The organism is Rhizobium sp. NZLR8 (assembly GCF_019685025.1).
Classification (GTDB): Bacteria; Pseudomonadota; Alphaproteobacteria; order Rhizobiales; family Rhizobiaceae; genus Rhizobium.
Genome location: NZ_JABDVY010000002.1, coordinates 710296 through 721068, shown reverse-complemented (window position 1 = coordinate 721068; position 10773 = coordinate 710296). Strand labels below are relative to the sequence as shown.

Genomic DNA, 10773 nt, shown 5'->3' with positions numbered 1-10773 from the left:
ATCAACACCGCCAAGGTCGAGATCGGCGCCACCGCCATCGTCTTCGGTCTCGGCGGCATCGGCCTCAACGTGCTGCAGGGCCTGCGGCTTGCCGGTGCCGACATGATCATCGGCGTCGACATCAACAATGACCGCAAGGAATGGGGCGAGAAGTTCGGCATGACGCATTTCGTCAATCCGAAGGAGGTCGGCGACGACATCGTGCCCTATCTCGTCAACCTGACGAAGCGCAATGGCGACCTGATCGGCGGCGCCGACTATACGTTCGACTGCACCGGCAACACCAAGGTGATGCGCCAGGCGCTCGAAGCCAGCCATCGCGGCTGGGGCAAGTCGATCATCATCGGCGTTGCCGGCGCCGGCCAGGAGATCTCCACCCGGCCGTTCCAGCTGGTCACCGGCCGCAACTGGATGGGCACCGCCTTCGGCGGCGCGCGTGGCCGCACCGACGTGCCGAAGATCGTCGACTGGTACATGCAGGGCAAGATCCAGATCGACCCGATGATCACCCACACCATGCCGCTCGAAGACATCAACAAAGGCTTCGACATGATGCACAAGGGCGAAAGCATCCGCGGCGTGGTGGTCTATTAAGCCATGAAAACCATCTCGACAGAGAAGTCACACGACGGCATCCAGGGGGGTTACGTTAATCGCTCGGAGGTCTGTGATTGCGACATGACCTTTGCTGTCTTCGTGCCGCCGCAGGCGCTCAAGGGCAACTGCCCGGTTCTATGGTACCTTTCCGGCCTGACATGCACGCATGCCAATGTCATGGACAAGGGCGAGTATCGGCGGCTTGCGGCTGAGCTCGGACTGATCGTCGTCTGCCCGGATACCAGCCCGCGCGGTGACCACGTCCCCGACGAAGCCGACAATTGGCAGTTCGGCAAGGGTGCGGGCTTTTATGTCGATTCCACCCAGCCGCCCTATTCGGCGAACTATCGGATGTACAGCTACATCGTCGACGAGTTGCCGCGGCTGCTGGCCGCGGAATTCCCGGTCGACATGGGCCGCCAGGGAATCTTCGGGCACTCGATGGGGGGGCATGGCGCGATCACCATCGCGCTCAAGAACCCGGATCGCTTCCAGAGCTGCTCGGCCTTCGCGCCGATCAGCCGTCCCTCGGTCTCCGGCTGGTCGAAACCGGCATTGCGGAAATATCTCGGGGCGGATGAAACGACCTGGCGGGCCTATGATGCCTGCTCGCTGATCGAAGACGGGTACCGGTTCCCGGAACTGTTCGTCGATCAGGGGACGGCGGATAGCTTCCTGGAGGACGGATTGCGTCCCGATGAGCTCAGGCAAGCCTGCGAAGCGGCGGGCATCGACCTGTCGCTTCGCATGCAGGAAGGCTACGGCCACTCCTACTCTTTCATTTCGACATTCATGGAAGACCATCTGCGCTGGCATGCGCAGAGGTTGGGAAATTAGTTTGGAAGGGCTCGGCCGGGCATAACGCAAACGGCCAGGGAGGGAAGGAGAAAAGCAATGAGCATAGCTATTCATCCGCTAGTGGATTCAGGCTTTCAGGCGACTGACGCTGCCTTTGCAGGCGGAACGCTCGTGTGCAAGTGCACGAGCAACCCCGTAAAGGTCAGGATCAAGGGCGATATCGCCCATAATCACGCCTGCGGCTGCACCAAGTGCTGGAAGCCAGAGGGCGCCGTCTTTTCGGTCGTGGCAGTTGCGCCGACCGACAGCGTCGAAGTGTTGGAGAACGGTGACAAACTTGCCGTCGTCGAAGCCGCGGCGCTGATCCAGCGGCATGCCTGCAAGCAATGCGGCGTGCATCTGTACGGCCCGGTCGAGCGTGAACATGCGTTCCAGGGATTGTCGTTCATCCATCCGGAGCGCTTCCAGGAAGGCGGCTGGGCAAAGCCGGGCTTTGCGGCCTTCGTGTCGTCGATCATCGAAAGCGGCTTCGATCCTGGCAAGATGGACGCCGTCAGAGCGCAGTTGAAGGCGTCGGGCCTCGAGCCGTACGATTGCCTCAACCCCGGCTTGATGGACTATATCGCAACCTGGACCGCCAAGAAGAGCGGAGCGCTCGCCCCGTGATCTAATGGGGACGCCGACCTCGGCGGCCCCAACAAAACCGCCGCCATCAGCGTGATATCCGCAGATGGCGGCGCGCCGCCGTGCCGCGGCCAGCTTTCGACGCCCGATGATTGGCGTTGACGCGCCGAAGGCGCTGATAACCCGCCACGAAGAACTCTCTCCGACGACCGACGCAGGTTTCCAGAAGGAATTGCCCGCGGTTTCGGCCAATCCGCGTATCGGGCGCAAGCCAATCCCTCACCTTGGAATTGAAACGGCGCCGAACCGGCAACGGCTCCGCGCGACTTCGCGATATTGTGTATCCTAGGAATAATAATTGTGTACGCAAAGTACACAATTATTTGACTCCTCCTGAGAGCCGTGCCATCTTCATGACGTAGAGCAACAATGGCTGGAGATCGACGATGGCGAGGACACCCAAGAGCAATCTCTACGAAGATCTGAAACGCCGGATTCTGACGATGGAACTGGACCCGGACGCCGATCTGGACGAGGCCAGTCTGAGCGAAAAATATGGGCTCTCCCGGACGCCGGTCCGCGACATATTCCGCCGCCTTGCCGGTGAGGGCTATATCGATATCCGCGAGAACAGGGGTGCGCGGGTCATCCCGATGAACCACTCCACGCTGCGCAATTTCTTTCTTGTCGCGCCGTTGATCTATGCGGCGATCGGCCGTCTCGCCGTGCAGAATTTCAAGCCCGCCCAGCTTGTCGACCTGAAGCAGACCCAGGAGCGCTTTCGCGCCGCCAGCGAGGACGCAGACGCCCTGAGAATGGTGCTGGAGAACAACCGCTTTCACGAGATCTTCGGCGAAATGTCGGGCAACGTCTATCTGCAGCCGAGTCTCGGCCGGCTGCTCATCGATCACGCGCGCATCGGCCACACGTTCTTCCGACCGAGGAACGAGGACATGAAGCGGCGGCTGCAGGTGGCGGTCGACCACCATGACGGCTTCATCGCCGCGCTCGGCGCTCACGACGAGAATGCCGTCGTCGATCTCGTTTTCGAACACTGGGAATTGTCCCGCGAGAACATGGAGATGTTCATCGCCCCGCAAGGCCTGAAAGCGGACGCCTTCCTCGGCGCTCCGGCCACGCAATTATTGGAGAAGTCACCGTGAAGTTTGAGGGGATCTATACGCCGGCGGTGACGCCACTCGATCAAAATGGACAGATCGACCGGGCCGGATTTACCGCCGTGCTCGAGTCGCTGATCGAGGCGGGAGTGCACGGCATCATCGTCGGCGGTTCGACGGGCGAATACTACGCCCAGAGCAGCCAGGAGCGTTTCGAACTCGCCGCCTATGCGCGAGAAGTCATCGGCACACGGCTGCCGCTCATCATCGGGACCGGTGCCATACGTACCGAAGATTCGGTCGAATATGCCAAGGCGGCGAAGGAAATCGGCGCGGATGCAATCCTGGTGTCGTCACCGCCCTACGCGCTGCCGACCGAACGCGAAAACGCCGTCCATGCGCTGACGGTCGATCGCGCCGCCAACCTGCCGATCATGCTCTACAACTATCCGGCCCGCATGGGCGTGGTGATGGGCGAGGAGTATTTCTCCCGCGTCGGCAAGTCGAAGAACGTCATCGCCATCAAGGAAAGCTCCGGCGACATGGGCAATCTTCATCGGCTCGCCCGGAAATTTCCGCATATCGCGCTGTCCTGCGGCTGGGACGATCAGGCGCTCGAATTCTTCGCATGGGGTGCGAAGAGCTGGGTCTGCGCCGGCTCAAACTTCCTGCCGCGCGAGCATGTCGCTCTCTATGAGGCCTGCGTCCTGGAAAAGAACTTCGACAAGGGCCGGGCGATCATGACGGCAATGCTGCCGCTGATGGATTTCCTTGAATGCGGCAAGTTCGTCCAGTCGATCAAGCACGGATGCGAATTGATCGGGCTGAATGTCGGATCGGTCCGCGCGCCGCTGCGTCCGCTCAACTCCGAAGAAAAGCGAACCCTCCAGACCGTCGTCGCCACATTGAAGCGCACGGTCGCCCAGATCACATCGGGAGCAAACCATGCATGAACCCTTGACCGCCGCCGAATACAAGGCGATCGCCACCGAGCTTCAGTTTCCGACGAATGCCTTCATCGATGGCGCATTCCGTCCGGCAAATTCCGGCAAGACCTTCGCCTCCACGAACCCCGCAACGGGCGAGGTCCTTGCCGAAATCGCCGCCTGCGATTCCAGCGACGTCGACTTCGCCGTTACGAAGGCGAGGGATGCGTTCGATGATGGACGCTGGCGGCTGCGCTCGCCGGGAGCGCGCAAGGAAGTGCTTCTGAAGCTCGCCAAGCTCATGGAGCAGAACAGGCACGAGCTTGCCGTCCTGGAAAGCATCGACAGCGGCAAGCCGGTGCGGGAATGCCAGACGGTCGATATTCCTGATGCCATTCATACGATCCGCTGGCATGCCGAGCTGATCGACAAGCTTTATGACAACACCGCCCCGGTCGGAGCCAACGCGCTGACGATGATCGTGCGCGAGCCGATCGGCGTCGTCGGATGTGTGCTTCCATGGAATTTCCCGCTGCTGATGCTGGCCTGGAAGATCGGCCCGGCGCTCGCCGCTGGCTGCTCGGTCATCGTCAAGCCGGCCCAGGAAACGACGCTGACGACGCTGCGTGTCGCCGAGCTTGCCCATGAAGCCGGCATTCCGGCTGGTGTGTTCAACGTCGTCACCGGCTCCGGCCGCGAAGTCGGCGAACCGATCGGCCTGCACATGGGTGTCGATATGGTCGCCTTCACCGGATCGACCCCGACCGGCCGCCGCTTTCTGCGTTATGCCGCGGATTCGAACCTCAAGAAGGTCGTACTCGAATGCGGCGGCAAGAATCCCGCGGTCGTTCTTGACGATGCCGAAGACCTGGATCTCGTTGCCGAGCAGGTGGTCAACGGCGCCTTCTGGAACATGGGTGAGAACTGCTCTGCCACGTCGCGTCTCATTGTTCATTCCAAGATCAAGGACGAGTTGCTGAAGCGCATCGGCGCCTATATGCGCGAATGGAAGACCGGCGATCCGCTCGATCCGGACAATCGCATCGGCGCACTGGTCAGCAAAGCGCATTTCGAGAAGGTGAAATCCTTCCTCGACGACGCCAAGACGGAGAAGCTAACGGTCGCCCACGGCGGCGAAACGCATGGCGGCATCTTCATCGAGCCGACGGTGTTCGATGGCGTAACGCCCGCCAGCCGCCTGTTCCAGGAAGAGATCTTCGGGCCGGTACTCTCGGTCACAACCTTCAATTCGCTTGCCGAAGCGATCGCCCTTGCCAACGACACCAATTACGGCCTGACGGCGTCGGTCTATACCGGCAGCCTGAGAAACGCCATCAAGCTCGCGCGCGAAATCCGCGCCGGCGTCGTCACCGTCAACTGCTTCGGCGAAGGTGATGCCACCACGCCGTTCGGCGGCTACAAGGAGTCCGGCTTCGGCGGCCGCGACAAGTCGGTCTTTGCTCACGACAATTACTGCGAACTCAAGACCATCTGGATCGACGTATCCGAGCGGTCGGTCGACGAGACCATCCGATGAGCCGCCATGTGATCAAGCACCTGCCGACCGACACCGGCGTTTCGGGATGGGAGGCGACCAGCGAACGCGCCTTTCCCGTAGCGGCGCTTGAGCACGACACTATTGCGGACTGGCTGATCATCGGCGGCGGATTTGCCGGCCTCTCGGCGGCGCGCCGCCTCTCGCAATTGCGCCCCCAGGACAAGATCGTCGTCCTGGAGGCTCGCGAGCTCGCCAAGGGTCCGGCCGGCCGGAATTCCGGTTTCATGATCGACGTGCCGCACAACCTGTCCTCGGGCGAGTATTCGGTGGCCGACGAAGAGGCGACCAAAGAGGAGATTCGGCAGAACCGCCTGGCGATTGCCTTCGCAGCCGATGTGGCGGCCGAAAACGGCCTGTCGCGGGAAACCTTTGACCCATCGGGCAAGGTGAATGCCGCGGCCTCCGACCGGGGCATGGGTCTCAACGACAATTACAGGAAGTCGCTCGAGAAGATCGGCGAGCAGCATCGCGTTCTCGATGCACATCAAATGCGAGAGATGACCGGTTCTCGCTATTACCATGGCGGCCTTTACACGCCGGGCGCGGTAATGATCCAGCCGGCCGACTATATTCGTGGCCTGGCGCGCGGGCTCCATTCGAAGGTCGCCATCCACGAGCACTCGCCGGTGCTGGAGCTTTCGCGCGAAGGCAGGACCTGGAAGGCGAAGACCGGTTGCGGCTCCGTTTCGGCGCCGAAGGTCATTTTGGGCGTCAACGGCCATATTCAAAGCTTCGGCCATTTCCGCGGCCGGCTGATGCACATCTTCACCTACGCGTCGATGACATCGGCCTTTTCCCAGAACGAATTCGCAGGTGACGTCACCGGTGTGGATCGCTGGGCGCTATTGCCGGCCGACCCGATGGGCGCGACGGTGCGCAAGATCACCAAGGACGGGCTTTCGAGGATCGTCGTCAGGACGAGGTTCACCTATGACCCGAGCCTGAAAGTGTCGGAGAAGCGCGTTGCCGGTATCGCGGTCGAACAGCGCCGGTCGTTCGATGCCCGGTTCCCCGGGCTGGAAAGCCTGCCGATGGAATATAGCTGGGCGGGCGCGCTCTGCCTTAGCCGGAACCATGTGCCGGCATTCGGCGAGGTCGAGGAAGGGCTCTTTTCCGCCTGCTGCGAGAACGGTCTCGGCACGGTCAAGAGCACTTTTGCGGGCATGATGGCGGCCGATCTGGCGGCGGGTGCCGGTAGCCTCGAACTCGACAAATACAGCAATCAGCCGGAACCGACGAGATTGCCTCCGGAGCCCATCGCGTGGCTCGGCGTCAACTCGGTCATCCGCTTTCAGGAATTGCGCGCAGGCCGCGAGGGATGATCCCTCTGCCCGCGCAATATGAAGACTGCCGCCCGCAGACTTCAATGAGTATGGGAACGAAAACCAGGAGTAAGAACAATGAAGAGTTTGTGGAAGGCGCTTTGCGCCGCTGCGGTGATAGGGATCAGCATCCTTCCTGCTCGCGCGGAAGAAAAGACGATCAATCTGGGCACGATGTCATGGGAAGACCTGACGCCCATCACCGGCATTACCAAGAAGGTTCTCGAAGATGCCGGTTACACCGTCAAGGTGACCGAGTTTTCCGAATGGGGCATCGCCTATGCCGCTCTTGCCAAGGGCGATATCCAGGCTCTCACCTCGCAGACCGACTACGTCGCTCAGGATTACTGGGACAAGAACAAGAACCGTCTCGAGAAGATTTCGCCGGTGTCGCACGGCCTCTACCAGGGCGTTGCCGTTCCGAAATATGTTCCGATCGACTCGCTCGATCAGCTCAGTGAAAATGCCGACAAATTCGGCGGCAAGATTATCGGCATCGAGCCGGGCGCCGGCCTGATGCGCGATACGGCGAATGCTGTCAAGGATTACGGCCTCAAGCTCCAGCTCGTCGAGGGCAGCACGGCCGCGATGACGGCGGCGCTGAAATCCGCCTATGATCGCAAGGAATGGATCGCGGTCACGATCTGGGAGCCGTCGTGGATGGTCCAGAAGTACGAGGTCAAGTATCTCAAGGACCCGAAGGGCGTATTCCCGCCGCCGCAGAGCTACTACTGGATCGGCCATAAGGGCTTCTCAGAAGAAAACCCGCACGCCCGCGAAGTCATGGCAAGCGTCTACGTGCCAATCGCCGACATCACCACCATCAACGGTGAAGTCAAGGACGGCAAGACGATGGACCAGGCCGTGCAGGATTGGATCGGCAGCCATGCCGACCTGATCAAGCGCTGGGAAAACATCAAGAAGAAGTAATCGCTTCATGGCCGTCCGATCCGTCGGGCGGCCAACCTGAAATGAAGAAGCCAGCGCCGATTGGCTCAAAGGGGATCGCGATGAAAACCGCCAATATCGATGCCGAAGATGTCCTGATCGACTGCCAATCCCTCTGGAAGGTCTTCGGAGGCAAATCCGCCGCAGCGATGAAGTCAATCAAGGAGCGCGGCCTCGGAAAGACAGACGTCTTGAAGGAATTCAATTGTGTCGTCGGCGTTTCCGATGCGAGCATCGAGGTCCGGCGGGGCGAAATCTTCTGCATCATGGGATTGTCGGGAAGCGGAAAATCGACGCTTATCCGCCTTCTCAACAAGCTGATCACGCCGAGTTCCGGCAAGGTGCTCGTCAAGGGACGCGACATCGCCGCCTTGTCGCCGGTTGATCTCAGGCAGATGCGGGCCAAGAACATCGGCATGGTGTTTCAGAGCGTCGCGCTGCTGCCGCACCGGACGGTGCTGGAAAATGCCGCCTTCGGCCTCGAGGTCCAGGGAATTTCCAAGCCGGAGCGAAACAAGACTGCCGCGGCCGCCCTCGAGAAGGTTGGCCTCGCCGACTGGCTCAGCCGATACCCCAACGAGCTTTCCGGCGGCATGCAGCAACGCGTCGGGCTTGCTCGCGCGCTCGCCTCCGACCCCGAGATCATTCTGATGGACGAGCCGTTCAGCGCGCTCGATCCACTGATCCGCCGTCAGCTTCAGGATGAATTCCGCCAGTTGACCAAAGCCCTGGGCAAATCCGCTGTCTTCATCACCCATGATCTCGACGAGGCGATCCGCATCGGCGACCGCATCGCGATCATGAAGGATGGCGTCATCATCCAGACCGGCACGGCCGAGGAGATCATCCTCAACCCGGCCGACGCCTATGTCGCCGAATTCGTCGCGGGAATATCCCGCCTTCATCTGATCAAGGCGCATTCGGTCATGCTTAGTGTCGCCGAATTCCAGCAGAGCACGCCGAACGTCGACATCGCGTTGCTGGCACGCACGACGCCGGACGCCGATATCGACGAACTCATCTCTTTGACGATGCAGTCGGAGCGCGATGCCATCGCCGTCGTCGACAGTGACCAGGTCGTCGGCGTGGTCACGCTGCGCAGCCTGCTGATGGGCGTCAAAGGAACCTCGGCCCACAATCTCACGGCGGCGTGACCCCAACTGGAGCTGATTGACATGGATAGTTCAGCCTTCACCGATGTTTTCGACGAATGGACGGACTCCGTGCTCGAATGGGTGAGCGACAATGGGGAGTTCCTGTTCGACTATATCAGACAGGTTCTCGAAGGGCTCTATGACGGAATCCTCTGGCTCCTGCAACTCCCGCCGTTCTACGTGGTTGCTCTGATCGTGGCGCTTATCGGCTGGCGGCTGGTCAATATCTGGTTCGCTCTGCTCAGCTGTATCGCGCTGGCGCTTTGTTTTTCGATGGGGCTGTGGCCGCAAACGATGAGCACCCTGGCTCTGGTCTTGACCGCAACCTCAATCGCCTTGGCGATCGGCATCCCGATCGGAATCGCCGCCGGCTTCTTCACGGCGCTGGATCGTTTCATGGAGCCCGGCCTCGATCTGATCCAGACGCTTCCGCCCTATATCTACCTGCTGCCGGCGATCGCTCTGCTCGGCTACGGACCGGCCACAGCGCTGATCGCCACCGTGATCGTCGCCGTGCCGCCGGCCATCCGCCTGACCTCGCTTGGTATCCGCATGACGCCCAAAGAGTTCATCGAACTTGGAGAGGCGCTTGGGACCACGCCGACCAAGATGTTCTTCAAGATCCGCCTTCCCTTTGCGCTGCCGAGCATCATGGCAGGCATCAATCAAAGCCTGATGATGGCCTTTGGCATGGTCGTCATCGCCGGCATCGTTGGTTCCGGCGGGCTCGGAGAGACGATCTACGGCGCGATCAGGACACTCGACATCGCCACCTCCATCAACGGCGCGATCGCCATCGTGGTACTGACTATGGTGCTTGACCGAATAACCCAGAGTGCCGCTCGGCTGGGCGCAGGGAGGAAGTCATGAATCCGTCAACCTTTCAGTTTTCGCCTGGCGCTTTCCTGGCTCCATCAGTCGATTGGCTCAACACCAACCTTCACCCGCTGTTTGCTGCCATCAGTTCCGTGGTCGAAGCGGTGCTTTCCGCATTCGAGGGGGCACTCCTCTTTGTGCCGCCCTATGCGCTGATTGCGATCGTCGTCCTCCTGGCATTTTTTGCCGTCAGCCTCCGCGCCGCAATCCTGGCAGGCCTCTGTCTGGGATTCTGCCTTCTTGTCGGGCTGTGGACGGCATCGATGCAGACCCTCTCGCTGGTGACCGTCGCAGTCCTTATCTCCGTGCTCATCGCCTTCCCGCTCGGCGTCCTGTGCTCACGCTACAAGACATTGGAGGCGGTGGTGCGACCGGTTCTCGACGTCATGCAGACCGTGCCGCCATGGGTCTACCTCATCCCCGCGGTGATGATCTTCAGCCTCGGACGGGTGCCGGCAATCATCGCCACCATCGTCTATGGCATTCCGCCGATGCTCCGCCTGACGACGCTGGCCTTCAACCAGGTCCCGAAGGTATTCATCGAACTCGGCAGCGCCATCGGCGCGCCGCCGCGATCGATCCTCTGGAAGATCGAAATCCCCCTGGCCAAGCAGACGCTGCTGGTCGGGCTCAACCAATGCATTCTCCTGTCGCTGGCGATGGTCGTGCTGGCCGGCCTCGTCGGCGCAGGCGGCCTCGGCGCGGAAGTGACGCGCGGCCTGACGCGCATGGAGATGGGCCTTGGCTTGAGAGCAGGCCTGGCGATCGTCGCGGTCGCCCTGCTACTCGACCGGGTATCCCGCGGCCTGCTCGACCGCGACAGGCTGCCGAAGGCGAGATGAGCAAGGACAT

Annotated in this window: 11 protein-coding genes; all 11 read left to right on the top strand. The window is 61.2% G+C overall.

Annotated features, from left to right (window positions below):
* Positions 1–594 (top strand): zinc-binding dehydrogenase (locus HJB89_RS07375; protein ID WP_221149431.1); only part of this gene is annotated, 594 nt, incomplete at its 5' end.
* A 3-nt stretch (positions 595–597) separates the two neighbouring features.
* Positions 598–1434, top strand: a complete 837-nt coding sequence (gene fghA / locus HJB89_RS07370; protein ID WP_207584611.1) for an S-formylglutathione hydrolase — start codon at positions 598–600, stop codon at positions 1432–1434.
* A 57-nt stretch (positions 1435–1491) separates the two neighbouring features.
* Positions 1492–2061 (top strand): S-(hydroxymethyl)glutathione synthase, encoded by a 570-nt coding sequence (gene gfa / locus HJB89_RS07365; RefSeq protein ID WP_221115162.1) that lies wholly within the window; start codon positions 1492–1494, stop codon positions 2059–2061.
* A 404-nt stretch (positions 2062–2465) separates the two neighbouring features.
* The gene (locus HJB89_RS07360) at positions 2466–3182 is read left to right on the top strand and encodes a GntR family transcriptional regulator (RefSeq protein WP_221115161.1); all 717 of its coding nucleotides are present in this window, start codon (positions 2466–2468) and stop codon (positions 3180–3182) included.
* Positions 3179–4090 (top strand): dihydrodipicolinate synthase family protein, encoded by a 912-nt coding sequence (locus HJB89_RS07355; RefSeq protein ID WP_207584614.1) that lies wholly within the window; start codon positions 3179–3181, stop codon positions 4088–4090. Before HJB89_RS07360 ends, HJB89_RS07355 begins: the two co-directional genes overlap by 4 nt.
* Positions 4083–5600: an aldehyde dehydrogenase gene (locus HJB89_RS07350; RefSeq protein WP_221149430.1), complete on the top strand. Its 1518-nt coding sequence runs from the start codon at positions 4083–4085 to the stop codon at positions 5598–5600. The genes HJB89_RS07355 and HJB89_RS07350 overlap by 8 nt, the downstream gene beginning before the upstream one ends.
* The gene (locus HJB89_RS07345; protein ID WP_207584616.1) at positions 5597–6943 is read left to right on the top strand and encodes an FAD-binding oxidoreductase; all 1347 of its coding nucleotides are present in this window, start codon (positions 5597–5599) and stop codon (positions 6941–6943) included. The genes HJB89_RS07350 and HJB89_RS07345 overlap by 4 nt, the downstream gene beginning before the upstream one ends.
* A 78-nt stretch (positions 6944–7021) precedes the next feature.
* On the top strand, positions 7022–7873 hold the full coding sequence (locus tag HJB89_RS07340; protein ID WP_221149414.1) for a glycine betaine ABC transporter substrate-binding protein: 852 nt from the start codon (positions 7022–7024) through the stop codon (positions 7871–7873).
* Between the two features lie 80 nt (positions 7874–7953).
* Positions 7954–9045 (top strand): glycine betaine/L-proline ABC transporter ATP-binding protein, encoded by a 1092-nt coding sequence (locus HJB89_RS07335; protein WP_259671979.1) that lies wholly within the window; start codon positions 7954–7956, stop codon positions 9043–9045.
* A 21-nt stretch (positions 9046–9066) separates the two neighbouring features.
* Positions 9067–9915 carry a proline/glycine betaine ABC transporter permease gene (locus tag HJB89_RS07330; RefSeq protein WP_207584619.1) on the top strand — a complete coding sequence of 283 codons (849 nt, stop codon included), beginning with the start codon at positions 9067–9069 and terminating at the stop codon, positions 9913–9915.
* Positions 9912–10763 carry a proline/glycine betaine ABC transporter permease gene (locus tag HJB89_RS07325; protein ID WP_207584620.1) on the top strand — a complete coding sequence of 284 codons (852 nt, stop codon included), beginning with the start codon at positions 9912–9914 and terminating at the stop codon, positions 10761–10763. The genes HJB89_RS07330 and HJB89_RS07325 overlap by 4 nt, the downstream gene beginning before the upstream one ends.
* Positions 10764–10773 lie beyond the last annotated feature (10 nt).

Excerpts from the sequence above, each read along its gene's own strand:
- fghA (WP_207584611.1), top strand. The coding sequence starts at position 598 with ATGAAAACCATCTCGACAGAGAAGTCACACGACGGCATCCAGGGGGGT.
- gfa (WP_221115162.1), top strand. The coding sequence starts at position 1,492 with ATGAGCATAGCTATTCATCCGCTAGTGGATTCAGGCTTTCAGGCGACT.
- HJB89_RS07360 (WP_221115161.1), top strand. The coding sequence starts at position 2,466 with ATGGCGAGGACACCCAAGAGCAATCTCTACGAAGATCTGAAACGCCGG.
- HJB89_RS07350 (WP_221149430.1), top strand. The coding sequence starts at position 4,083 with ATGCATGAACCCTTGACCGCCGCCGAATACAAGGCGATCGCCACCGAG.
- HJB89_RS07345 (WP_207584616.1), top strand. The coding sequence starts at position 5,597 with ATGAGCCGCCATGTGATCAAGCACCTGCCGACCGACACCGGCGTTTCG.
- HJB89_RS07340 (WP_221149414.1), top strand. The coding sequence starts at position 7,022 with ATGAAGAGTTTGTGGAAGGCGCTTTGCGCCGCTGCGGTGATAGGGATC.
- HJB89_RS07335 (WP_259671979.1), top strand. The coding sequence starts at position 7,954 with ATGAAAACCGCCAATATCGATGCCGAAGATGTCCTGATCGACTGCCAA.
- HJB89_RS07330 (WP_207584619.1), top strand. The coding sequence starts at position 9,067 with ATGGATAGTTCAGCCTTCACCGATGTTTTCGACGAATGGACGGACTCC.
- HJB89_RS07325 (WP_207584620.1), top strand. The coding sequence starts at position 9,912 with ATGAATCCGTCAACCTTTCAGTTTTCGCCTGGCGCTTTCCTGGCTCCA.